Genomic DNA, 24,455 nt, shown 5'->3' with positions numbered 1-24,455 from the left:
TCCTGCGTTATTCTAATGACTTACATCCATGTAAGAATAAGTAAAAACCGAGCAAAGCTTCCGCGTCCTGCTCACGCCCCTTACCTACATCCATGTAGGCAACAAAGAGTAAATGGCCCCTAGGCAGAACCCTTCGGGCAGCGCCTGTTTGGCATTTATGCTACGTTATCGCCTATTTATGGGGAACAACCACACTGCATAGGCTCTGCCTTGCCTAATTCCCAAACAGACTGCTGCAAATTCAACCTCGAAAGATAAACCGGCCCTAGGTTTAAAACTCAAAGCCTTGTTGTTTATCTACTGCCTCCTGTGATTTTGCAGCTTGGCACTTTTGCAAATATCGTTTGTAACGCTGTTGGCATAGGCTGAGCACTTTTCTTTTTTGTGTATTAGTTAACGTGTTCCAATTAAAGCGCTCATCACGGCTGCGATAGCATCCTTTACAGTAGCCCCGGTTATTTACTTGGCAAATACTTTTGCATGGGCTTGGAATATCAAATATTTCAATTTGTTGCATTACGCCCCTCATAATATAACAGCAACTCGCTTGGCTAAGGCTCTTTTTAACTACTTGAAATACAGATTGATACCTAAGTAGGAAACCCGCTATTCATTTGTTTAAATTGACTTTTTAATACAGGCAACACCACGTTTAACCCTTTAAAATCGATTATGTATTCGTGCGAATCAGTATAAATACTTAGTAGTGAGTATAGCGTTAATTTTGGGCAAAAAAAAAGCAGCGTCTACGCTACTTTTCTCACTATTACACTCTTTGCCTTGAGCTTCTTACATTTTACTCGCATGCTTTGTCACTCGCAGCAGCTTTACGCTGAAATGGTTTAGCATACATAGCTAAAACAAGGGGCTTTAACTCCTCTGGCACTAGGGCTAAACGCTGCTCAAAGGTGGCGGTATCGGGCTCATCAATGACTGCTTGCTTACAACCTCCGGCAATGTAATTTCCTGGGTGTAAGTAAAAAGATTCAACAATGTGCTTATCAATAGTTTGCGCTAGTTCGTCAGCATCGTTACAACCGCTTTCAACCGGCTCACCAAATGCTAAGTGTACATGGCCTTTCGCAGAGCTAAATCCCTCTACAATGCTGGCTATGTCCTCACCGGCTGATTTTACATATTCACCATGTTGTTGTTTATGATAGAGCTCTTTTGCCTTTGAAATAGCGCACGGCTCATACTGATAAGAAATCGACACAGGCACAATTTTTAGCTCTTTAATATAGTCGCCAAATTCTTTCTTTTGTTTGCGACCATTAAGCTGCAGCATTTTTAAAAGGGCCGGATCTGTTTGATCAAAGCCATCTTTAGCTCGTCCTTCCTTTTGCGCAATCCAAATCGAGTTACCCGCTGTTAATGAATCATAAATATACGAAGACAATTGAGAAAGTGCTTTAAGCATTTCTTTAGGAGCTTTGGCTGAACGTTTAACAATAAAGCTTTTATTTAAACGCATCAGCTCGGTTATATAAGGTATTTGCAATAAGTTATCACCAATTGCTATGCGCACCGTTTTCATTTTGTGTTGATACAGTCCCCAATTTACAAGGGCAGGGTCAAGCACAATGTCGCGATGGTTCGATATAAATAAATAAGCTTGTTGTGGGTCTAACTTATCAAGACCCGAAAAGGTGACTTTTGAAGTAGTACGTTTGATCAGTTTATCTAAATACTCTGCAACTTCGTTTTGTACATCTTCAACGCTTTTAAATTTACCCCATTTTTTTCGTAATTGACTTCTCACCAACGGGCGAGCAATAAACGGCATAGCGGAAATAAAGCCGGGTAAGTTGTACTTTACTATTACATCAATAAACGCATTATCGTTAATTAAACGCCCCAGAGAGGCCGCAACTTCATCGTCGTTGTAAGGTCTTATGTCTGCGTACTTATCTTCTAATTCACTCATTACTGCATCTACAATGTTAAAAAACGGCACGTAAAAAAACGTACCGCTTATATATAATTTTGATTATAACTCAGCCACTCTTAAATAAGAAATAGCCATTGTGGTAGCTTACTGGCAAGCCAGTTAAGTATATGACAACACAAAAAGGGGTTGGTGCATTGTTTTTTAGCTTTATTGGCTTTGTTAGCAATATAGCCCGCTAAAATATCACGTTATTAATATTCGAGTGGGCAGACCAGCCATGTACTTAAGCTTTTATCAGTGACCCTATTCTTTGTTCTAAGCATTTGGTAGTAATAGCATTAACAAAGGAATTTATTCGTAGTACCTTAACCGCTCTTGGCATTTTACTGTAAGCATATAGATAGGACACACGATGAAAATCACCATTCTCGACAACGCGACTTTAGCTAAAACATCATTAACTTGTATCAAAGACTTAGGTGAGCTGACAATCTACGAACTGACATCACCTGAGCAAGTTGTTACTCATAGCCAAGGCGCAGATGTCCTCATTACTAATAAGGTAGTACTAAATCGCGACACGATAAGCCAACTTACGTCGCTTAAACTTATTTGCGTAAGTGCAACAGGCACAAATAACGTTGATTTAAACGCGGCTAAAGAATTTGGCATTGCTGTTACCAACGTAGCGGGTTACTCGACTCCATCGGTTGTACAACATACTTTTTCACTCGTCACTAACTTACTAGGTAATACGCACCGCTATCAGCGCGACTGTCAACAAGGAGCTTGGCAAAAAAGCGAGATGTTTTGTAGGTTAGATTACAGCTTTAATGATTTACAAGGTAAAACTTTTGCCATTATAGGTGGCGGCACCCTAGGAAAAGGCGTGGCAAGTGTTGCGCAAGCATTTGGTGCAAATGTAATCGTTGCAGAGCGAAAAAATGCTCCCTGTAGAGAAGGCCGTACACCTTTTGAAGAAGTATTAAAAACCGCTGATATAATCAGTGTGCACTGCCCGCTGACTGATGAAACACGCGATTTAATTTCGTTAGATGAGCTAAAAATGATGAAACCCAGCAGTATTATTATCAATACCGCCCGTGGTGGCATTATAAATGAAGCCGACCTAGTAACAGCGCTTGAGCAAAATTTAATTGCTGGAGCAGGCGTTGATGTACTAACAAAAGAGCCAGCAGAGCCTTCTAACCCGCTGGCTAATTACACAGGCGAAAACTTGCTGCTTACCCCTCACATTGCATGGGCAAGTACCGAGTCAATTGTGCGCCTAATTAATGAAGTCAGCTTGAATATAGCCGCCTTTACTAAGGGTGAGTCTCGTAACCGCTTGGTGTAATAGCAATTTGCAACAATACTAAGCCGCATTGAAGCTAGGTTTTGCCTGCCTCAAAGTCGCTCATTCGATTTAGTAAATAGCTGTAACGTGTTTTCGCTATGCTAAATAAACGCAGGTTAGCTAAATCGTTAAAAAACCTAAAAAGTGGCTGTTTTTGCTAATGATTTTTATAATTAATCACTTAAAAACAGCCATTACAACCTAACCCTATGAATTTTATAACTTTGTTATATTGGCCTATTACTTGCTCTTGATAAGTAAATAATTAAATTAAAACTCATCAAGGACTATAACAATGAAAAAATCACTTTTAGCTGCAGCACTTCTCGCTCCGTTTTTAACAGGCTGTGTTATTGCCGTATCAGATGGCGAGGCAGAAACACACTGGGCAGGTAACGACTCTTCAAGTTGGCAACATAAGCATAAAAAAAACCGCGAAGCGATTGCAGATTTAAAAATGGATAGCAGCTATCAATCTGTTTTAGCGCAATTAAAAACGCCAAACTTTACCGAGCTATTGAAAAAAGATGATGATGTATATCAGGTACTGTTTTATGTGACTAACAGCATTCACTCTGATGGCAAAACAACAAAAGATGAATGCACGCCATTGGTATTTAAAAATGATAAATTGGTGGGTATTGGTGAAAGCGCGCTGGGTATGATCACCAAATAACAACGTGCTAGTAGAATATAGTTGCCCCGCTCGGTAATAACATAATGTGTGGGGCCGTTAAAAATAACGCTTAAGTGTAAATAAAGCGCACTATAAATTAAGCGCAACCACCTGATCGCGCCCACCATCTTTAGCGGCATATAGCCCTAGATCAGCTTGTTCAAGTAAAGCCTGCTCGGCACTGGCGTTGCCGTTTTCCATACTAGCAATACCTATACTGATTGTAATGTGATCTGCATTTAAAGATGCTTTGTGCTCTATATTTAAGTTGTTTACCGCTTGTCTTAACTTTTGTGCAAATGCTAATGCCTGTTGTTTATTAACATCGGGTAAAACCGCTGCAAACTCTTCCCCCCCGTAACGCGCTATAAAGTCAGTACTGCGCTCACATTGCGCTGCTAATGCCTGCGCAACTTGCTTTAAACATTCATCTCCAGCACGGTGCCCATAGCAATCATTAAAACGTTTAAAATGGTCTATATCCATTAATAACACAGATAAACACGAGCCGTTGCGCTTGCTTCTGCGCCACTCACGAGAGAGGTTTTCATCTAAATAACGCCTGTTGGGTATTTCTGTTAAACCATCTATTGAGGCTAGCATTTCAAGTAAGTCATTTTTTTGCTTAATTAATAGCTGGTTACGTACCCTCACTTTTACAATGGAAGCATTAAAGGGTTTAGTAATGTAATCCATTGCCCCTAACTCAAGACCTTTTGCTTCATCGGTGTGGCTATTATTAGCCGATATAAACACAATAGGAATTGACTGTGTAATCGGGTTTTCTTTGAGCTGCACAAGTACCTCATAGCCATCTATGCCCGGCATGACTACATCTAAAATAATTAAATCAACTTGGTTAGATTTAACAAAGGTGAGTGCTTTTTCGCCGCTTTCTACTAAAAATACGTCATGCTCAGTACCCAGCGTTTTTTCAAGCACAAGCCGGTTAAGGGGATCATCATCCACAATGAGAATTTTAGCTCTTTTCGGCATCCTGTCCCCCTAAGGTTTTAATAAATGTTATGACTTGTTTTAACTGCACAATTAACTCTTTTAACGTTTGCTGAAGCGGATCGTTAGTGGTTTTAAGGTGTGTTTCACATTGCTTTGCACACAGTGAAAGCCTAATAAAACCTAAATTACCTGCTACACCTTTTATACTATGCACTAAGCGTACCACTTCATCTCGCTGAGTATTTTCTTCAATTTGTTCTAACTGGGTTTCACACAACTTAGCAAACTTTCCAACCATAGTTGCCAGTAAGTTTTCATCAAAGTTAAACTGGGTGAGCGCAAAATTTTGGTCATAAAACTTAGGTTTAATAAAGTCTACATCTCTAATTGCATCTAACAGTACAGCTGCAACCACGGGTTTGGTCAAATGCTTATTCATGCCGCTATTAAGTGAGCGCTCTACATCTGCAGGTTCACAATGCGCTGTTAAAGCAAAAATAGGTAGCTGGCGCGCGTCAAACTGTTGGCGAATTAGTTGCGTTGCTTGACACCCATCAATATGCGGCATTTGCACGTCCATTAATATTAGATCTGGTTTTAATATTTGTAGTAGCTCTATTGCATCTGGGGCATTAGTGACTGTTATAACATTTACATGGGCTTGCTTTAGTACACTGCTAATAATGTCTAAATTAAGCGGGTTATCATCAACCGCCATAATAAGTAGACCCGATATATCTTTTTTTATTTCTTCATTATTTTCAGCAGCTTTATACGCTGTTTCTGTTCCATTACTGTTTAAACTTATTAGTCTTTGTGCCAAAGCTGTGGCTTTAACATGTTGCGCATTAATGTGTATGGCATTAGAAGCCAGTGTATGCTCGTGATTAATAACCACCACAGGATAAGAATTTGCACTGAGCGTGTCACGGATAGACTCAACTTTTAATAAATCACTTAATATTTTTTCATCAATAATTAGTTGCGGTACATCACTAAGCTTTATTGGATAGCGGATCACTTCTTCTAAATCAATAGCCGTTATTTGAGAATAGGCATTTACAACTTCATTTAGTTCTCGCGTTTTATCGCTCACAATGGCCAACGTATCAGGCATAGAAAGGCTCTCTTTAGCCATATCGACCGCAAGCTCTAGCGTAAAGTAAAACTCACAGCCTTGCCCTTTATCACTATTTACCGCAATCTCGCCCCCCATTAATGCAACACCATGTTTAACAATGGCAAGGCCAAGTCCAACGCCTTGATGAATCCGTGTAGAGGATTCATCGCCTTGAGTAAACGCATCAAAAAGACGACGTTGGTCAGCTTTGGCAATACCTAGCCCGGTGTCGATTACGTGAAAGCAAATACGCTGGTGCTCCAAGGCATCACCGTGTTCAAGCACCATTTTTAAGGTAATACTGCCTTTATTTGTAAACTTAACAGCATTAGTGAGTAAGTTGCTTAGTATTTGTTGCAAGCGTATTGAATCACCAATAAGTGCTGGGGTGATTAACGGGTCTACTTCAATATGAAAACTAAGCCCTTTATTTTGGCATAAAGGCGCTGTGAGACTCTCGCAAATATCAATTAATTCCACTAAGCAAAATGGCGACGCTTTAATTTGCGCTTGGGCACTTTCTATCCGAGCAAAATCGAGCATTCTGTTTAGCATTAGCAATAAGCTTTGTGCTGCGTTTTTAGCTTGTTTAGTTTGTGACAGCTGCTTATTCTTTAAGCCTTGCTCTTCAATCATATCTAACAACCCTAACACAGCATTAAGAGGGGTGCGGATCTCATGGCTTAAGTTTGCAATAAAACGACTTTTTGCGATTGTTGCCCGCTCTGCATCATGTTTTGCCTTAGTAAGAGCACTAACATCTTGAATATGAATAACATAGTAAGAAGGATCGCGGTTTTCATCCCACACCAGCGATACACTTAACTGTAACCAACTTGCTAGGCTACCCTGTGAGAGCGTTAAATGGTAAACCCGCTTTTTATCATCTAGCAAATGACATAGCGCCCTTTTTATCTCTTGCCACTGCGCCTCATCAAACAACATTTTGAGTGGTTCTCCAGTTAAAGTGCTTTGCTGTGAGAACAACTTACGAGCGGCTTTATTAACCTGTAATATGGTGTGATCAAGCGAGAGTAACAACACACTATTTGCTGCAAATTCTATCGCACTTCTAAATTTGGATTCTGATGCTTTTAATGCAGAGAGTGTTTGTTGCTGTTCGGTGATATCGCGACCAATCCCCATGGTACCCAGTAAGTGCTGATGCTCGTTATAAAAAGGGGCAATGGTTAGTTGGTACGATTTGTCACTGCTATCTATACGCTGCTCAATACTGTTCTTTGTTTGTAAAACCTGTTTTTCAAGCAAACTTAACTGCAAATCATCGCTTTCTAAATCTTCAATACGTTTACCAACTAATACCGCTTGCTCTTTTCCTACATAGGCCTCAAAAGCTTTATTACACCCTAAAAAAGAGCCATCTATATTTTTAAAATAAATGAGATCCGGCACACTATTTAGCATGGTGTTTAATAGCGCTAAATGTCGCTCTTTTGCTTCGTAGCTACGTTTTAGTTTTTGTGATTGCAGCTGCAACTGTTCATCCAGCTCTTTATTAGCCTCTTGCAGTGACTCTACTAACTGCGCATTTTTATCAAACACGTACTTAACGCGAGAAAACCAAGGCTGCCAATTCAACGGAACTAAGTAATCTGAAAGCGCCGCTTTAGGCTCATCACTTTGCTCAAAATACTGCATTAAATGGGTCATTGGCCTAACAAATAAGCGCTGACTTAACCAAAAAAATACGGCAAACATTAAGCTTAAAAATAGCGTTAATAATACAAACTCTAAGAGGATTTCATATCTAATTGGCGTGTTTATATGAATCTGCGGTTCATAAAATGCGGCATGAATGGGCAAGTCCCCCATAGCTTGCATAAAAAAAAGTGCCTGCGTGTTATTTGCTAGATTTATTTTTTTATTATTATGAGCCAGATTAGGCCAATAATCCTTTAGTTCTGTAGCTTCATTAAGCGACTTAACGGAGCTTGCAATAACCTGATGCGATTGGTTCATAAATACATATTCACCTTCACTAGAGGCTACTTTTCTAAGCCAACTAGACATCGCCTTTAAGTCGTATATCAAAATAATATAGTCTGACGAATTAGGCTGTTTTTTACGGCCTATAGCAAAATACGCATTATCATGTACTTCTACAATGTCACTCGAGGTAAGCTGACCTGGTATAAAGGCGGGTTTAAAACGACCATCCAATATTTTATGTAGCATGGCACTTTGGCTTTTGTTACGCCTTACAACATACGCAAAACCCGAATCATCAACATAGGCAACGGCCGATAACGATTGCATAAGTGATAACGCGGTATTAAAAGTTGGGCTTAAGCTTGTAGCTTGCTGCCATTGAATCAACGCACGGTTAGAAAAAGCAAACTGCCCTTTTCCAACTATTTCGCCTTGGCGCTCGCTAAAGTGACGGTAGTAGTAATTGTCGTATTGATTAATACCTTCTAGTGAGTTTCGATCGAACTGCGCAACAATTGGCTGTTGATACGATATAAAAGCATTATCAAAAAAGTCTTCCACCGAGCTCATTATATGACTAACTTGAGCCGACACTTGTTTAAAATCGGCTTGGCGTTTTTCTATGGCGCGCTCAACCTTTATATTATACAAATGCAAGCACAGTAAAAATGCCACGAATAGAGGAACAAATAACGCTACAAATAAAGAGCGGTAATAGTCTTTTAGAGGTAAAAATTTCAACGTTTTGCCTATGTTTTGGCCCGATAGTCAGCCACTAGACTAGCGAGCCAATTTGTTCTGTGCAAGTTATAAATTTTCTTCTGCAAAGGACGCTAACCGGCTGCGTACGACCCCGTTTAAATTAACAGTGGCACTGCCTTCAAAGTCTTTAAAACGCTCCACAATATAAGTCAGTCCCGAGGTAACAGGGGTCAAATAGTTGCTATCTATTTGCGCTAAATTACCGCTACAAATTAATTTTGTTCCCTCACCACATCGGGTAATAATGGTTTTGAGTTGAGATGCCGTTAAGTTTTGACTCTCATCCAAAATTACCACCGCATTTTGAATGCTGCGCCCACGCATAAAGTTAACCGACTTAAACTGAACATTGGCTTTTTCCATTATGTAATTGCGACTCGAAATTGGGTTTTCATCTCCCTTATGTAGCACCTCTAGGGTATCGGTTATTGCCGCTAACCAAGGCGCCATTTTCTCTTCTTCGGTGCCAGGTAAAAAGCCAATAGACTCTGCTATTTCGGGGGTATTACGTGTTACTATGACCTTATCGTAAATACCACGCTCAATAACCATTTCCAGTGCGCTGGCCAGTGCCAATAGTGTTTTACCGCATCCTGCTGGGCCAGTTAAGATAACCAGCTCAATACTAGGGTCTAATAAAGCATCAAGCGCCATACCTTGGTAAATATTTTTAGGTTTTACGCCCCACGCTTGCTGGTGCATTAACCGCTCAACACTAATATCTTTTAATTTAATACGTTCTTTATCGTAAGATTTGACCCGCGCAGCAAAGTGCTCGCTGCTATCAAGTATGTACTCATTGCAAAACACATCAGGAATGAGGCTTTTTGCCACATAATGAAATGTATCACGGCCGTGCTGCTGAGTTTCGCATTGTCCTACGTGCTGCCAAAAGTCGCCTTCTATTTTTTTATAGCCACTGGTTAAAAGCGCTATATCGTCAATGAGTTGATCGGTGCGGTAATCTTCTACATATTTAAGGCCTGCCCCTTTTGCTTTAAGGCGCATATTTATGTCTTTTGTTACCAATACAATTTTTGAATCGCTGTGCTGCTTTTGTAAATATACGGCACAGTTAATAATGCGGTGATCGTTTTCATCCCCCGGCAATCCAGAAATAGAATCTGCAAAAAGGTGGTCATTAACAATAATGAGTGTGCCCGTTGAATCAGCTTTTGCCTTTTTATTACTTGGCAGTGCCACACCCTGCAGCATTTGCTCTGGCGTGGCGTTTTTTAATACCTCATCTAGGCCGCGAATAGCCACTCGTGCATCACGACTGACGTCGTGTTTTCTATCTTTAATGTGGTCTAGCTCTTCTAAAACAGTCATTGGAATGACTACGTTGTGTTCTTGGAAAGACAAATAAGCGAGGGGTTCGTGGAGTAATACATTGGTGTCTAGCACATACATTTTACTTTCAAGGTTCGAAGCTTTTTCCATAGCACTTTCCTTACGTTTTATGATTTTTATGCTATACCAAATTAACTAAGTAAAACGGGGCTTGATTCAAACCTGCAATACTTAATTGCTAAGGCATAATTTAAGTTTAGTCTATTTGTCATAAAAGTCCGTTTTATTACACACACAATATAGTTTTAATTTACCTAAAAAAGAGCCATTTGTTAGCACTGTTAATGGGATTAATTCGCACTTATAAAATTAATTAAAAGTGAGCCAAATAGCGCCTTGCAGTGGTGTTATGTAACAGGTAACATAGCCGCCTTTTTCTTCATAGACGAGACATACATGAATTTTTCCTTAGGTCAGCGTTGGATTAGTGATACAGAGTCAGATTTAGGATTAGGCACCGTCGTTGCCATTGAGGGGCGCCAGGTCAGCATTTTATTTCCTGCCAGTGGTGAAAACCGTGTTTATTCTACAGCAGAAGCACCCGTTACCCGTGTGGCATTTAATCCAGGTGATGTGATCAAAAGCGTTGAAGAATGGGAATTAGAAGTAGAGTCTATAGAAGAGCAAGGTGAGCTAATTTGTTACGTGGGTACCCGCGTTGATACCGGCGAGCAAGCAAAGCTAAAAGAAACCTTTTTAGATCATTTCATCAAGTTTAATAAACCGCAAGATCGTTTATTTGCAGGCCAGGTAGATCGTTTTGATCGCTACACACTGCGTTACCAAACTTGGCAACACCAATTTGAACGCCAGCAATCCCCTATCAAGGGTTTAATTGGTCAGCGTGCTAACCTTATTCCGCATCAGCTTTACATTGCACAAGAAGTTGGTAAACGTTTTGCTCCACGTGTACTGCTTTCAGATGAAGTTGGCCTTGGTAAAACCATTGAAGCTGGCATGATATTGCACCAGCAAATAATTAGTGGGCGTGCTAGCCGTGTACTGATTGTGGTGCCAGAAAACTTACAGCACCAATGGTTGGTAGAAATGCTACGCCGCTTCAACTTACGTTTTTCTATTTTTGATGAAGAGCGTTGCGATGAAGCCTTTGCCGACTCGCCTAACGTATTTGATACTGAGCAACTGGTATTAACAAGCCTTGAGTTTTTAACCAAGAAAAAACGCTGGTTTGAACAGGCCACACTTGCCGATTGGGATTTACTCGTTGTTGATGAAGCGCATCACTTAAGTATTAACAACGCTAAGCCAAGCACTGAGTACCAGCGCATGGCAGAGCTAAGCCAAGATATTCCGGGGCTTATTTTATTAACAGCAACACCTGATCAGCTTGGTCATCGTAGCCACTTTGCTCGCTTACAATTACTCGACCCGGATAGATTTTACGACTACGACGTATTTAAAGAAGAAGAAGCTAACTATAAAGACGTAGCCGAAGCCGCAAATCAATTACTGCAAGAGCAAGTCCTTGATGATGCAGCCAAAGCGACTTTAATAGAGCTACTAAAAGAGACCGATATTACCGATGTGCTTGAAAAAGCGCAGCAAGGTGATTTACCGGCGCGTAAAGAAATACTTAACATGTTGCTTGATCGCCACGGCACAGGTCGCATTTTGTTTAGAAACAGCCGCAGCGGAATTGATGGCTACCCTAGTCGTAAATTACATGCTTACCCTATGGCACTGCCAAAGCAGTACAAAACAGCCATGTCGGTACTTGGCAGCATGAGCGGGATACAAAGTGCTGAACTAAGCGCACAACGCGCACTCTTCCCTGAGAAAATATTTCAAGAGTTTGAAGGTGAAAGCGCAAGCTGGGGCGCATTTGATCCACGTGTAGATTGGTTAATCGACACACTCAAAACCCTCAAACACGAAAAAGTACTGCTTATTTGTGCCAAAGCCGAAACCGCTATTAGCCTTGAGCAAATTTTGCGTGAGCGTGAAGCAATAAAAGCATCCGTGTTCCACGAGGGCATGTCGATTATAGAGCGTGACCGCGCAGCCGCCTTTTTTGCCGATGAGTACGACAATGCACAAATACTGCTGTGTTCAGAGATTGGCTCAGAAGGGCGTAACTTCCAGTTTTCGCATCACTTAGTGTTATTTGATTTACCACTCAACCCTGACCTACTAGAACAACGTATCGGCCGCTTAGACCGCATTGGACAAACAAAAGATGTAAATATTCACGTGCCGTATTTTGAAAACACCGCACAAGAAGTATTACTACGTTGGTACAACGAAGGCCTTGATGCGTTTGAAACCACATCAACCACTGGCCAGCTATTGTATAAAGAGTTTAGTGAAGACCTACTTGATTACATTGCTGCACATAATTGTGATGAAGAAGAGCTCGACCCTCTACTTGAGCAAGTAGCCAAGCAAAATGCCGTGCTACGCAAGCAAATGGAAAGTGGTCGAGACCGTTTATTGGAATTGCATTCATCAGGCCAAGGTGCTGCTGATTCATTGGTTGAAGACATTGAAGCACTTGATAACCAATTTGAACTGCCAAGTTATATGATCAATGTATTCGACACGTTTGGCGTAAACCAAGAAGATAAAGGCGAAAACACCATTATCTTAAAGCCTACAGAGCATATGCTAACGGCCTCTTTTCCAAGCTTGAAAGAAGATGGCATGACCGTTACCTTTGACCGCGATACCGCTCTATCGCAAGAAGACGTGCATTTTATTAGCTGGGATCACCCTATGGTGCAAGGCACCATGGACATGATTTGTGATGACGACTTTGGTAGTGCATCAGTTGCGCTACTTAAAAATAAAAAGTTACCACCGGGTACCTTTTTTGTTGAGCTAATTTTTGTGGCCGAAGCTATGGCACCAAAAGCCTTGCAAGTAGGTCGCTTTTTACCACCAACGCCTATTCGTATATTGCTTGATAAAGCCAGTAACAACCTAGGTGAAAATGTCGCATTTGATAGCTTTAATCAGCAACTTTCGGCCGTTGGCCGCCAAACCGCGAGTAAATTAGCAGGGGCTTTACAAGGTGCTGTTCATCCAATGATCAACACTGCAAAAGATATGGCGCAGCAACAGCTTGAGACTATTCGCAGTGCATCTCTTGAAAAAATGCAAAGCACCTTAGGTGAAGAACAAGCCCGCCTTGAAGCGCTTAAACAAATAAACCCAAATATTCGCCAAGAAGAAATTACCTTCTTCGATAAGCAGCGTAGCGAGCTAACAACGCATATCGAAAAAGCGCAGTTAAAGCTTGATGCAATACGGTTAATTGTAGTTTCACACTAATAATTAGTGAAAGTTAAAAAAGCGCGGTATTTTACCGCGCTTTTTTATGCATTAAAGCAACGTGCATCATATCTGTTGAGTGACTATGCATGTTTTTCTTGAGCCTTTGTCCTCGCTCCCCTAAAATAGCGCCCTGCAAAATTACAGAGGCCGGCCGTGTTAGTTAATTACAATCCCCCAATGAATCCGTATTTAACAATACTTTACCAAGATGACGACTTGCTTATTGTTAATAAGCCTAGTGAACTATTAACCGTCCCGGGTAAAGATCCAAAACATGCCGATAGCTTAATTAACCGTGTTAACCGTGTTTTCCCTACCGCTAAAATTGTGCACCGCTTAGATATGGCAACTTCTGGCATATTGTGTTTGGCCATGAATAAAGCAGCGCATAGGCATTTGAGTATGCAATTTCAAGAACGCGAAACAGCAAAGCGTTATATTGCGCGTGTTTATGGGCAGCTTGAAGAAGAAAATGGCTCTGTAGATTTACCGCTTATATGTGATTGGCCTAATCGCCCTAAACAAATGGTTGATCACCAAAACGGTAAACCCTCGCTCACACACTTTAAAGTGCTGGCGCAAGAAGAGCATGCAACGCGTGTAGAGCTTACGCCAATTACCGGTCGCTCACATCAATTACGTGTGCATATGCTAAGCCTTGGCCACCCAATTTTAGGCGATAGGCTCTATGCCCATAAAGAAGCCTTAGCTTTGGCGCCGCGTTTACAGTTGCATGCACAAATGTTGCAACTAAAACACCCAATGAGTGAGCGAGTACTTACATTTGAGGCAGAGCCTGATTTTTAATCGATAAAGCCCACAAGTTAGTATTAAACTTTTACCTTAACGCGCCGATACTTAGTTATTACTCTTGTTTTGGGCTTACTATGATATTTGCGCAGCTAATCAAAAAAACACTACAAAATGTATGCTGCTGCTCTGTGTTATGCTTAAGTGCATATGCCAGTGCTGCAGAGCATATAGCCCCACCTGCTTTATCAAGTATCGAAAATAGCGATATTCAACGCCTATTACCTAATGAAGAAATTAAACCCATATTAGCTGGTGATACAGAGTTTTTAAGTTTGTATAGCGAATACATGAGCCGCGATTTTAGAGGCATTGTATTACTCATTCCTGATTGGCATTCTACCCCCACCAGCAATACGGGCATGAGTTACCTGCGAAAAGAGCTTACTAATTTAGGTTATACAACCTACGCCATGACAGTGCCTGATATAGATTGGCAAGCAAGTGATACGGCGACTCCTACAGCAGCCCAATCAAATACACAAACAGATTCACAAGCGCAAAATGAAGAGCCCACGAATACAGCGCAAAGTAGCAACAACAATACAACCACTGCAGCTCAAGAGCCACACTTTGTTAATGCGACTGACTTGGTAAGCAGTGAAGTGTTAAGTAATTATAAAACTAATTTAATAATGCGCTACGAGGCGCTCTATCAAAATGCAATGAGCGTGCCAAATAATATTGTCGTCATCGCACAAGGTACCAGTGCTGGGCTTTTGTTAGAACACTATGCAGATTTTCCTGACTCGCGCATAGATGCATTTATAAGCTTAAGTAGCTATTTACCTAATACACAGCGCAATAAAGAATTGGCGCAAACTACCTCGCTGGTGACCCCTGCCTTGCTTGATATTTACTATGCAAACGACAATAACGATATACTTATGAGTTTAAAAAGCCGCCAGCGCTGGGTTAATCGTAACGCTAAATTTGATTACCGCCAGCGCCAGTTGTTTGGGCTGCGTGATGCACCAGAGCAGCATGCACGGTTAAGCAAAGTGATAGACGGTTTTTTACGCCGCCTTTTTTAAATACTCGTACGCTGCTTGAATATCTTGGCTTTTTTTAACTGCTACTTCCATCATGTGCTTAGGCAGCCCTTGAGAGACTAACTTATCAGGATGATGCTGCGCCATTAATTTACGGTACGCGACTTTAATATCTCGTTGCGTCGCGTCGCTACTTAACCCTAATAAAGCCAAGGCCTGGGAGCGGTTCATGCTGTTATTAGGAGACACATGATGACCAGAACCTTCACGGTAACTGCTACTTTGACCTTGCTGCTGTCTGTGCTGCTGTTGCTGTTGTCTAAAACTAAATTCAGCTTGGTAGCGCTTAAGAATAAAAGCAAAATGGGTTTTAGAAATACCTAATTGCTTACTGACCTCTTGTAACAACTGCTTTTCTTGCTCTGCGAGTACGCCATCTGAAAATGCCATTTGAATTTGAATTTCTAAAAACAACTGCAGTAAGTCGTAACGTTTTGCAAAGCGTTCTTTAAAATCGTGCACTGTTTCTTTAATCGAAAAATCGCTGTCTTTACCAGATTGAAAAGCATGCTGAGCTTCGCGGCGCTCATCGCCCTTTAAACCCATTTCGTCCATAAACATACTCGCCGCTTTAATATGGACTTCGCTTACGCGACCGTTCGACTTGGCAATATGCCCCATCACTGCAAAACAGCTTGAAAAGAATAATGCTTGGCGCTCGTTTACATCGTCTCCTTTAAATAGACCAGAAAAACCGCCCGCTTTATCAAAATCGTTTTTTAGGCTTTTATCAAATAAATGGCCGAGGTATAAACCTAAAATGGCACCAAAAATTTTGCCAAACATAAAGCCAAAACAAAAACCGAGTATTTTTCCCCACATCTAATTAACTGCCTCTATTAAAGTGTGTTTTGTATGCGCTCGTTGAGCTGAGCGAGTCGTTGTGGTGTGCCTATATCATCCCATTGGCCAATATAAAGCTCTGTTGAGATAACCTGCTGGGCGAGTTTTTCTCGTAATAGGGGCCCAAGGGGTCGTATGCCTGGCGCAAGCCCTTTAAAAAAGTCAGCCTGAAACCGGCTAATACCCGAAAACGTATACTTTTGACTCTCAGGCGATAAGTGACTTAACGCAAAGTCCCCGTTTTCATTATGAGGTGGATTCTCTACTAACACTATGTGAGCTTCGCCACTATTTAAATGCAGTTGAGATAATGCACTTACATCGTAATCTGTATAAACATCGCCATTAATGACAATAAATTGTTCACCTAATAATGGTAGCGCCTGAATAATCCCACCAGCGGTTTCAAGGCCGCCCTCAGCCTCTTGGCTGTATTCAATGTTCACACCAAGCTCAGCGCCACTCTTAAAATAGCTTTTTATTTTATCCCCTTGCCAGGCAAGATTTATAACAATGTTGGTGATACCTGCGGCTTTAAGGCTATTGATATGGTGCTCTATCAGCGGTTTACCCGCTACTTTTAGCATAGGTTTAGGCATAGTTTGCGTAAGTGGCATCATTCGCTGACCGCGCCCAGCCGCTAAAATCATCGCTTTCATGAGCGCTCCTTTGCAAGTTTTAGTGTTACCTGCGGTATAACAATACTGCTTACCCACTCACTTAGTGCTGCAAGTTCGGGATATGTAGCCGCCACATCGACAATATAATCCAAAGTTGGCAAAATATTATCAAGATAACCTGTTTTACCATCACGCAGGTAGAGCCTACAAAAAATTCCTGCAGCTTTGAGGTGGCGCTGAATACCGGTTAAATCAAACCACTGTTTAAATTCCTCAAAAGAAGCCGACGTTAAGCCCTGAGCTCTAAATTCGTCGTATCCATATTTAAGCAGTTGATTAAGCGCTGTATCTGGTAACTTAAAGTAACAGTCGCGCAGCAGTGATACTAAGTCATAGCACAGAGGGCCGCGCACGGCGTCTTGATAATCTATTATTGCCCAGTGCTCATTGCTATACATTATATTGCGGCTGTGATAATCACGATGAACCGTAACCTTAGGCTGCGCTAGCATAGCGTGCGTTAATAGCTCACAACTTTGCTGCCAAAGTGCTTGCTGCTCTAAATTTAATGTTAAGTCAATAAAATCAGTAATTAGCCATTGACTAAAAATACTCAGCTCTAGATGAATAAAGTCTTTGTTGTAATCTTGCATCGCCGTGGATGCAGGCGTTTTGGCCCAACTCGCCGCTAAACCTATTAATTGTTTGTAATATTCATCTCTGTTTGGCTCATCGAGTTTATCTGCTAAGTGTGTATTGCCTAAGTCACTTAACACAAAAAAGCCTTGCTCTTCATCGCTTGCTATTATTTCAGGCAATAAAAATCCGTTGTCGGTGAATACTTTATTTAAAGAGATATACGGTGCGTTATTAACTTTGTGTGGGTTAGAGTCCATGACAATAAATGCTTTTCCAGCACAGCTTAACCGATAATAACGGCGAAAGCTGGCATCCCCAGTAATGGCTACTAAGGAGTGTGGTTTAGCATCAAAGTAGGTATTAATAAAAAGTTGTAAATTATCAAAGCGTGTCATTATTTAGATATCTATTTTTGTAGGTCAGTTACTGTATTTGCCATTGTTTTCCTTTATTATGTCTAGCTAATAATAAACCATAGAGCATTAAGGTCGATAAATGAGCAAAACCTGGGGCATATTGATGCTAGGCGTAGTTAGCGCACCATCGCTTGCCGAAACTGAACTGACACACAATTTATGTGGCATTTCAATGCAAACCAGAGCTTGGCAACCTCTGCCCAACTTAGCGGTGGGAACAGTTGATATACAAGCTGATGATGTAGAGCTCCTAGGCACACAAAGCGCTGAATTTACCGGCAATGTTGATATTAACACCCTTGATATGAGTTTGTCCGCACAAACTGCGCTAATAGATAAACAACGCGGTTTACTTAATGCTACGGGCCCAATTATTTATCAAGACCGTGTAAGCAAAGTAAACAGCTCAGGTTTAAATGCAGATTTAAATAACTCACAAATAAGCCTATTGGGTGCCGATTACAGCCTAAGCGAGCAACAAGGCAAAGGTGGCGCCGAAAAACTCACTGTTGATGAGTCTGGCTTATTGTTAATGAATGCAAGCTTTACTACGTGTCCTAGCGATACACCGGTATGGGAAATAGAAGCCGACGAAATTAACCTCTCTCGCGAAGAAGGCTGGGGCGAAACCTACAATACTGTTTTACGCATTCTTGATACGCCCGTTTTATATTTACCTTACTTCACGTTTCCACTGGATGAACGACGTAAATCAGGCTTATTAACACCGAGTATTTCGAGCTCCGACCGTTACGGTCTTGAAACCGTTACCCCCTACTATTGGAATATTGCACCAAATTATGATGCCACTATTACGCCTCGCTATATGTCGCGTATTGGCTTACAACTGCAAACAGAATTTAGATACCTTAGCGAAAAACACGAAGGCTTAGTCGGTATTGAATATTTAGATAGCGATGATTCTGAGCCAAGCCTTGATGAGCGCTACATGTTTCACTGGCAGCAACAAAGTTATTTATCAGAAAATTGGCGTGCTAATGTCGATGTAACCAATGTTAGCGATGATAACTACATTACCGACTTAAACTCTAATTACGCAAATAAAACTGATACTCAGCTATATCGTACTGGCTCGGTTACTCACCTTGGCGAAACCTGGCGTACTGATATTAAATTTCAAAACTTTGAAGTGCTGGGCGATCACTTAGAATCGTATACTGCGGTTCCGCAAATAAGTTTTACGCAAACGGCTCCATGGCGCTTAGATAACTTTGATTTTAGTGTTTCTGGTGAGGTAAGCCATTTTACTAATGACTCATCTGAAGTTGCTATCGACAGCGCAACCCGTGTACACATAGAACCAAAAGCACGCTTTGATTATGCAACGCATGCGTGGTCATTTCTATCAGAAGTGAGCTTATTACAAACGAACTACAAGCAAAGTGGTAATTTAACAGGTACGCAGTTTAGTGATAGCGTTTCACGTACCTTACCTAAAATACGCTTGTATTCGCAGCTTAATTTTGAACGCGACACCGCCTATTTTTTTGAAGAGGGCATTCAAACCCTAGAACCACAAATTCAGTATTTATATACACCAAATAAGGATCAATCTGAGATAGGCTTGTTTGACACTACTCGCTTACAAGATGACTTTTTTGGCTTGTTTAGAGATACACGATTTTCGGGTGTAGACCGCATTGCAGCTGCAAACCAGTTTACACTAGGTGCTACAACGCGGTTATTTGATAAAAAACACGAAGAAGTATTTAACTTCAGTGCGGGCCAAATTTTTTATCTAAACGATTCAGCTAAACCCACCGAGCAAGGTTTAGACTCACAGACCAATTACAACGCGCTTTTTGCAGCGCAAACCATGCTACATTGGCACCGCCGTTGGTACTTATCAGCGGGTATGCAATACGACACCGATGGTAAGCAAATGATCCAGTCAAATGTCACGCTTGATTACAAAGGTGACAATAATGAGCTTGTTCAATTGAACCATCGCTATGCAAATGATGTCTCAGGAAATACAATCGAGCAAACGGGTGTATTTACAAGTATCCCAATCAGTGATCAGTGGCAGTTTATCGCAAGCTACCATAGGGATCTTGAAAATAATCGCAGCATCGAATTTTTAAGCGGATTACAGTATGAATCATGCTGTTGGGCAATCCAAATTACTGGCCATCGCCAGATTGAAACCGATTTAAATCAGTCTATCGGACAGCAGCAAGCTACGTTTGATTCTGGTATCAGTTTAAACTTTGTTCTCAAAGGACTGGGCAGTAAGAGCCGTTACGATGCTCAAAAATTATTACAACAAGGTATTTTTGGCTACCGTAGACCGTATTTTCTTAATAATTAAGGCAAACAAGCAATTAAGGTGATACTTTAAAACCTTAAAATGCAATACGCCTATTTAAAGCAGTACTATTAGAAGAGTAGTAAAAAGAATATGAATTTAAAAAAACTATTATCAACAGCTATTTTAAGCTTAAGCTTGTGCCATGGCGCATTTGCCGCCCCACAGGAAATCGACAAAGTAATTGGTGTTGTAAACCAAGGCGTAATTTTACAAAGTGAAGTAGACACCATTATTAATCGTGTTAAAAAACAAGCTGCAGAACAAGGCCAGCAACTTCCTAAAGACGAAACACTTCGTATACAAGCGGTTGAGCGCTTAGTTAACCAAACGCTAATGATGCAAATGGCAGAGCGTATGGGGCTTGAAATTTCAGACAGTCAGTTAGACCAAACTCTCGCTAATATGGCCAAAGATCAAGGTGGCAGTATTGCCGATCTGCGTAGAACAATTGAAGCGGCAGGTGAGAGTTTTCAAGCTTATCGTGAAGAAATTCGTAAAGAGATCACCACACAACAAGTGACGCGTGCAAATGTAGATCGCCGTATTTACATTAGCCAACAAGAAGTCGATAACCTATTAAAAATAATGGAAAGCCAGGGTCAAAACACTGAAGAGTATGATATTGGTCACATCCTTATTGATATTCCTAATGATGCTACACCCGATGAGATCACGAGTGCCAAAACCCGCGCCGACAAAGTAATTGAGTTATTGAACGACGGCCAAGAGTTTAAACGCATCGCGATTTCATCATCTGGCGGTTCTAAGGCACTTGAAGGTGGACAACTTGGTTATATGAGTATTAACGAAATGCCTTCGTTATTTGCTGAAGCTGTGAAAGGGCAAAAGAAAAATGCCATTATTGGCCCACTTCGCTCTGGAGCTGGCTTTCACATAATTAAGGTGCAAGATGTTCGTGGCCGCCAAGTGGTAGAAACCACCGAAGTTCGCTCACGCCATATTCTTATCAAGCCTTCAATTATTTTAAGTGAAGAAAAAGCACGCAGCATGCTTGCTGGGTTTGCCAAAGATCTTCGTGCAGGGGAAGCCGACTTTGCTGAACTTGCTAAAGAATACTCAGAAGATCCAGGTTCGGCTCTCAAAGGCGGCGAATATGATTGGACTGATCCTTCAACGTATGTACCTGCATTTAAAGATACGCTTTTATCGCTTGATAAAAACCAGATTAGTGAGCCATTCAGAACGCAGTTTGGTTGGCACATAGTACAACTTTTAGATAAGCGCGTAGCCGATAAAACGGAGCTGGCCAAACGCAACCGTGCGCACGGTATGCTGTTTAATCGTAAATTTAAAGAAGAAAGCTTTAACTGGCAGCAAGAAATGCGTGAGCAAGCCCATGTTGAAATCTTTCCTATAGACGAGTAATTATGACATTACGAATAGCAATTACCCCAGGTGAACCTGCGGGAGTTGGCCCTGACTTGCTGCTGCAACTTGCGCAGCAGCAATGGCAAGCTCAACTCGTCGTGATAGCCGATAAACAGTTATTAAAAGAACGTGCTAAACATTTAGGCCTTAATATTGAGCTTATTGATTTTGACGAAAATGCGCCTGCCGCGATTGCACCAGCAGGAAGTATTTATATTCATCAAGTTGATTTAGGTACCCCCGTTAAATTAGGCGAACTCGATGATTTAAACGGCCAATACGTACTAGATACCTTGCGCATCGCCAGCGAAAAAAATATGGACGGCACTTTTGATGCCGTTGTTACTGGCCCTGTCCATAAAGGGATTATTAATAAAGCTGGTATTTCGTTTAGTGGCCACACTGAGTACTTTGCTCAGCAGTCAGGCACCTCTGATGTAGTAATGATGCTAGCGACCGAAGGTCTACGTGTTGCCCTTGTAACAACGCATATTCCGCTAGCTTATGTATCGCGTGCAATTACTCAAGAACGGCTGAGCAAAGTTATTGGTATTCTAAACCATGACTTACAAACTAAGTTTGGCATTGAGCAACCTAGAATTTTAGTATGTGGACTAAACCCTCATGCGGGGGAAGACGGTCATTTAGGCACTGAAGAAATAGAAACAATTTCGCCTACCCTCGAGCTTTTAAATAGCCAAGGCATGAATTTAATCGGCCCGCTTCCTGCCGATACACTATTTCAAGATAAATACCTATCACAAGCTGATGCAGTACTTGCTATGTATCACGATCAGGGATTACCTGTGCTAAAATACAAAGGATTTGGTAACTCGGTAAATATAACCTTAGGTTTACCATTCATCCGTACTTCGGTTGATCACGGTACTGCGCTTGACTTAGCTGGCACCGGTGACGCTGAAGTTGGCAGTTTTGAATTAGCGATCCGCGAAGCAATTAAGCTCGCCCATGAAAAAGCACAAAATTAATGACCGATAAAGTACATTTAGGACACCGCGCCCGTAAACGTTTTGGGCAAAACTTTTTATTTGATGAGTCTATCATTGATAAAATCGTCACGGCAATCGATCCTAAACCGCAAGACAATCTAGTAGAGATTGGCCCAGGTTTAGGTGCAATTACCGAACCTGTTGCCGATTTAAGCGGCCATTTAACCGTTGTTGAGCTAGATAAAGACTTAGCGCAACGTTTAATTGAGCACCCCTTTTTAGGTCCTAAGTTGAGCGTAAACCAAGGTGATGCAATGAAATTTGACTTTGCAAGCATGGTACGCGATGACAAAAAGTTAAAAGTGTTTGGTAATCTGCCTTACAACATTTCTACGCCTTTGTTGTTTCACCTTTTTGAATTTGCCGACCATATTGAACACATGCATTTTATGCTGCAAAAAGAAGTTGTAAAACGTATGGTTGCAGGCCCAGGCAGCAAAACATTTGGCCGCTTAAGTGTGATGACACAATATTACTGTCATGCAATGCCCGTGGTTGAAGTACCACCAGAGTGTTTTAAGCCAGCACCTAAAGTAGACTCAGCGGTGATTCGCCTTATTCCTAAAAAGCCTGAGCAACGTACCGCTAAAAGCGTTAAAATTTTAAACACTGTCTGTTTAGAAGCATTTAATCAGCGCCGTAAAACCCTGCGTAACAGTTTAGGTAACTTACTCACCGCCGATGAGCTTGCAAGCATAGGTATTGATGCGAGCTTACGTGCTGAAAGCTTAACGTTACAACAATTTATTGATATAGCTAATTGGATTTATGACAACAAGCAGTAATATAGGCTCCCCTGTAAAAGTCTCGGTAGAAACATTTTATGTTGAAGGGCAATCTCAGCCAGAGCTAGAAAAATACGTTTTTGCCTATTCAGTAACAATTAAAAACCACAGCCTTTGCAGCGCCAAACTTTTGAGTCGTTATTGGTTAATTACTGATGCCAATGGCAAAGAGGTTGAAGTAGAGGGCGAAGGCGTTGTGGGCGAAACCCCCGTGATAGGTCCGGGCGAAACTTACAAATACACCAGCGGCGCAATATTAGATACACCGGTTGGCACAATGCAGGGACACTACACTCTGCGTAATGAGTTTGGCTCTGAGTTTGAAGCACCTATAGACGTATTTCGTTTAGCGTGCCCTAACATTTTACATTAGTAAAAGCGTTATGGCTGATTACGCAATAGGTGATCTACAAGGCTGCTTTACAGAGTTTAGCCGTTTGCTTAAGCGAGTTGATTTTAATCCAAGCAAAGATCACCTTTACCTAGTTGGCGATATCGTTGCACGTGGGCCTGATTCACTAGCCTGCCTAGATTACATCTATCGCCATCAAGATAGTATGACCATTACCCTAGGCAATCATGATTTACACATGATTGCCTGTCACTATCTTAATAAGCCAATTAATCCAAAAGACAAACTCGGCGCTATTTTTGATAGTAAAAAACTGCCAAGTTACATCACCTATTTGCAAACTCAACCGCTTGCACTTTATTTAGCACAGCACCAAAGCTTTATATCGCACGCTGGGCTAAACCCTAGCTGGTCTATAAAAAGTGCGCTTAAACACGCACAGTTTGCTAAGCGTTGTTATCAGTCGGCCAATGCTAAAGACTTTTTTGAAAAAATGTATCAGCCTCACCCTGACGTGTGGCATGACAAATTAAACGATTTTGATAAATTTAGGTACATTGTTAACTACTTTACCCGCATGCGCTTTTTAACAAGTAGTAATACGTTAGAACTTAGTGCAAAAGGCACAATTAACGACAGTAAATCATTAACACCTTGGTTTGCACACCCTAATATTAAATCATTAGAAAATAACCTGATTTTTGGCCATTGGGCGGCGCTAGAAGGTGTTACGCAACTTGATCACGTTCATGCTTTAGATACAGGGTGCGTGTGGGGCGGGTCGATGACACTAATGGATTTACAAACTCAGCATAAAATAGTAGAAAAATCGACGCTTTAATCTAAA

19 protein-coding genes are annotated in these 24,455 nt (G+C 41.2%); 11 read left to right on the top strand and 8 right to left on the bottom strand.

Annotated elements, in window-relative coordinates; all coding sequences use genetic code 11:
• Positions 1–271 precede the first annotated feature (271 nt).
• Together AABI99_RS09015 and AABI99_RS09010 are read right to left on the bottom strand one after the other, a co-directional pair.
• Positions 272–517, bottom strand: coding sequence for a DUF1289 domain-containing protein (locus tag AABI99_RS09015; RefSeq protein ID WP_338365339.1), 246 nt, complete (start codon positions 515–517; stop codon positions 272–274).
• 279 nt (positions 518–796) lie between these two features.
• Positions 797–1,927, bottom strand: a complete 1,131-nt coding sequence (locus tag AABI99_RS09010) for a 1-acyl-sn-glycerol-3-phosphate acyltransferase (RefSeq protein ID WP_338365338.1) — start codon at positions 1,925–1,927, stop codon at positions 797–799.
• A 376-nt stretch (positions 1,928–2,303) separates the two neighbouring features.
• Here AABI99_RS09010 and AABI99_RS09005 point away from each other — a divergent pair, with 376 nt between their 5' ends.
• Both AABI99_RS09005 and AABI99_RS09000 read left to right on the top strand, forming a co-directional pair.
• Positions 2,304–3,248 (top strand): D-2-hydroxyacid dehydrogenase, encoded by a 945-nt coding sequence (locus tag AABI99_RS09005; RefSeq protein ID WP_338365337.1) that lies wholly within the window; start codon positions 2,304–2,306, stop codon positions 3,246–3,248.
• A 295-nt stretch (positions 3,249–3,543) separates the two neighbouring features.
• Positions 3,544–3,924, top strand: a complete 381-nt coding sequence (locus AABI99_RS09000; protein WP_338365336.1) for a DUF3192 domain-containing protein — start codon at positions 3,544–3,546, stop codon at positions 3,922–3,924.
• Positions 3,925–4,014: 90 nt separating this feature from the next.
• Here the strand turns inward: AABI99_RS09000 and AABI99_RS08995 are convergent, their stop codons facing one another.
• The 3 genes from AABI99_RS08995 to AABI99_RS08985 all read right to left on the bottom strand — a co-directional run bounded on the left by AABI99_RS08995 (position 4,015) and on the right by AABI99_RS08985 (position 10,156).
• Complete coding sequence (locus tag AABI99_RS08995; RefSeq protein WP_338365335.1) at positions 4,015–4,920, bottom strand: diguanylate cyclase; 906 nt, start codon at positions 4,918–4,920, stop codon at positions 4,015–4,017.
• Positions 4,904–8,692, bottom strand: coding sequence for an ATP-binding protein (locus tag AABI99_RS08990; protein WP_338365334.1), 3,789 nt, complete (start codon positions 8,690–8,692; stop codon positions 4,904–4,906). The genes AABI99_RS08995 and AABI99_RS08990 overlap by 17 nt, the downstream gene beginning before the upstream one ends.
• Positions 8,693–8,758: 66 nt before the next feature.
• Positions 8,759–10,156: a PhoH family protein gene (locus AABI99_RS08985; protein WP_338365333.1), complete on the bottom strand. Its 1,398-nt coding sequence runs from the start codon at positions 10,154–10,156 to the stop codon at positions 8,759–8,761.
• Positions 10,157–10,462: 306 nt separating this feature from the next.
• Here AABI99_RS08985 and rapA point away from each other — a divergent pair, with 306 nt between their 5' ends.
• From rapA to AABI99_RS08970, 3 genes are all read left to right on the top strand, one after another.
• Positions 10,463–13,357, top strand: coding sequence for an RNA polymerase-associated protein RapA (gene rapA / locus AABI99_RS08980; RefSeq protein WP_338365332.1), 2,895 nt, complete (start codon positions 10,463–10,465; stop codon positions 13,355–13,357).
• Between the two features lie 156 nt (positions 13,358–13,513).
• Positions 13,514–14,167, top strand: coding sequence for a bifunctional tRNA pseudouridine(32) synthase/23S rRNA pseudouridine(746) synthase RluA (gene rluA, locus AABI99_RS08975; RefSeq protein WP_338365331.1), 654 nt, complete (start codon positions 13,514–13,516; stop codon positions 14,165–14,167).
• Between the two features lie 80 nt (positions 14,168–14,247).
• Entirely contained in the window at positions 14,248–15,204 is a 957-nt protein-coding gene (locus AABI99_RS08970; RefSeq protein WP_338365330.1) for a DUF3530 family protein, read from the top strand.
• On the opposite strand, the gene djlA is transcribed toward AABI99_RS08970, so the two are convergent.
• From djlA to AABI99_RS08955, 3 genes are read right to left on the bottom strand one after another with little or no spacing between them, the layout of a single operon-like run.
• A complete protein-coding gene (gene djlA / locus AABI99_RS08965) occupies positions 15,187–16,044 on the bottom strand; it encodes a co-chaperone DjlA (protein WP_338365329.1) in 858 nt (285 codons plus the stop codon). The genes AABI99_RS08970 and djlA overlap by 18 nt on opposite strands.
• Positions 16,045–16,061: 17 nt before the next feature.
• Positions 16,062–16,724, bottom strand: coding sequence for an N-acetylmuramate alpha-1-phosphate uridylyltransferase MurU (gene murU, locus AABI99_RS08960; protein ID WP_338365328.1), 663 nt, complete (start codon positions 16,722–16,724; stop codon positions 16,062–16,064).
• Positions 16,721–17,719 carry a phosphotransferase gene (locus tag AABI99_RS08955; RefSeq protein WP_338365327.1) on the bottom strand — a complete coding sequence of 333 codons (999 nt, stop codon included), beginning with the start codon at positions 17,717–17,719 and terminating at the stop codon, positions 16,721–16,723. The genes murU and AABI99_RS08955 overlap by 4 nt, the downstream gene beginning before the upstream one ends.
• Before the next feature lie 100 nt (positions 17,720–17,819).
• On the opposite strand from AABI99_RS08955, the gene lptD reads away from it, so the two are divergent.
• From lptD to AABI99_RS08925, 6 genes are all read left to right on the top strand, one after another.
• A complete protein-coding gene (lptD, locus tag AABI99_RS08950) occupies positions 17,820–20,072 on the top strand; it encodes an LPS assembly protein LptD (protein WP_338365326.1) in 2,253 nt (750 codons plus the stop codon).
• A 90-nt stretch (positions 20,073–20,162) separates the two neighbouring features.
• Positions 20,163–21,458, top strand: a complete 1,296-nt coding sequence (gene surA, locus AABI99_RS08945; protein WP_338365324.1) for a peptidylprolyl isomerase SurA — start codon at positions 20,163–20,165, stop codon at positions 21,456–21,458.
• Between the two features lie 2 nt (positions 21,459–21,460).
• On the top strand, positions 21,461–22,450 hold the full coding sequence (gene pdxA, locus AABI99_RS08940; protein ID WP_338365323.1) for a 4-hydroxythreonine-4-phosphate dehydrogenase PdxA: 990 nt from the start codon (positions 21,461–21,463) through the stop codon (positions 22,448–22,450).
• Positions 22,450–23,256: a 16S rRNA (adenine(1518)-N(6)/adenine(1519)-N(6))-dimethyltransferase RsmA gene (gene rsmA / locus AABI99_RS08935; protein WP_338365322.1), complete on the top strand. Its 807-nt coding sequence runs from the start codon at positions 22,450–22,452 to the stop codon at positions 23,254–23,256. Before pdxA ends, rsmA begins: the two co-directional genes overlap by 1 nt.
• Entirely contained in the window at positions 23,240–23,629 is a 390-nt protein-coding gene (apaG, locus tag AABI99_RS08930) for a Co2+/Mg2+ efflux protein ApaG (RefSeq protein ID WP_338365321.1), read from the top strand. Before rsmA ends, apaG begins: the two co-directional genes overlap by 17 nt.
• 10 nt (positions 23,630–23,639) lie before the next feature.
• Complete coding sequence (locus AABI99_RS08925; RefSeq protein ID WP_338365319.1) at positions 23,640–24,449, top strand: symmetrical bis(5'-nucleosyl)-tetraphosphatase; 810 nt, start codon at positions 23,640–23,642, stop codon at positions 24,447–24,449.
• Positions 24,450–24,455 lie beyond the last annotated feature (6 nt).

The sequence above is a fragment of the uncultured Pseudoalteromonas sp. genome, assembly GCF_963922945.1.
Taxonomy (GTDB): Bacteria; Pseudomonadota; Gammaproteobacteria; order Enterobacterales; family Alteromonadaceae; genus Pseudoalteromonas.
The sequence above is the reverse complement of the archived record's forward strand: the minus strand, read 5'-3'. Positions and strand labels throughout refer to the sequence as shown.

What these genes read in the sequence shown, in the direction of transcription:
- AABI99_RS09000 (WP_338365336.1), top strand. Translation starts at nt 3,544, where the DNA reads ATGAAAAAATCACTTTTAGCTGCAGCACTTCTCGCTCCGTTTTTAACA.
- apaG (WP_338365321.1), top strand. Translation starts at nt 23,240, where the DNA reads ATGACAACAAGCAGTAATATAGGCTCCCCTGTAAAAGTCTCGGTAGAA.
- lptD (WP_338365326.1), top strand. Translation starts at nt 17,820, where the DNA reads ATGAGCAAAACCTGGGGCATATTGATGCTAGGCGTAGTTAGCGCACCA.
- AABI99_RS09005 (WP_338365337.1), top strand. Translation starts at nt 2,304, where the DNA reads ATGAAAATCACCATTCTCGACAACGCGACTTTAGCTAAAACATCATTA.
- AABI99_RS08995 (WP_338365335.1), bottom strand. Translation starts at nt 4,920, where the DNA reads ATGCCGAAAAGAGCTAAAATTCTCATTGTGGATGATGATCCCCTTAAC.
- AABI99_RS08970 (WP_338365330.1), top strand. Translation starts at nt 14,248, where the DNA reads ATGATATTTGCGCAGCTAATCAAAAAAACACTACAAAATGTATGCTGC.
- AABI99_RS09010 (WP_338365338.1), bottom strand. Translation starts at nt 1,927, where the DNA reads ATGAGTGAATTAGAAGATAAGTACGCAGACATAAGACCTTACAACGAC.
- AABI99_RS08925 (WP_338365319.1), top strand. Translation starts at nt 23,640, where the DNA reads ATGGCTGATTACGCAATAGGTGATCTACAAGGCTGCTTTACAGAGTTT.
- murU (WP_338365328.1), bottom strand. Translation starts at nt 16,724, where the DNA reads ATGAAAGCGATGATTTTAGCGGCTGGGCGCGGTCAGCGAATGATGCCA.
- AABI99_RS09015 (WP_338365339.1), bottom strand. Translation starts at nt 517, where the DNA reads ATGCAACAAATTGAAATATTTGATATTCCAAGCCCATGCAAAAGTATT.
- surA (WP_338365324.1), top strand. Translation starts at nt 20,163, where the DNA reads ATGAATTTAAAAAAACTATTATCAACAGCTATTTTAAGCTTAAGCTTG.
- AABI99_RS08985 (WP_338365333.1), bottom strand. Translation starts at nt 10,156, where the DNA reads ATGGAAAAAGCTTCGAACCTTGAAAGTAAAATGTATGTGCTAGACACC.
- AABI99_RS08955 (WP_338365327.1), bottom strand. Translation starts at nt 17,719, where the DNA reads ATGACACGCTTTGATAATTTACAACTTTTTATTAATACCTACTTTGAT.
- rsmA (WP_338365322.1), top strand. Translation starts at nt 22,450, where the DNA reads ATGACCGATAAAGTACATTTAGGACACCGCGCCCGTAAACGTTTTGGG.
- djlA (WP_338365329.1), bottom strand. Translation starts at nt 16,044, where the DNA reads ATGTGGGGAAAAATACTCGGTTTTTGTTTTGGCTTTATGTTTGGCAAA.
- rapA (WP_338365332.1), top strand. Translation starts at nt 10,463, where the DNA reads ATGAATTTTTCCTTAGGTCAGCGTTGGATTAGTGATACAGAGTCAGAT.
- pdxA (WP_338365323.1), top strand. Translation starts at nt 21,461, where the DNA reads ATGACATTACGAATAGCAATTACCCCAGGTGAACCTGCGGGAGTTGGC.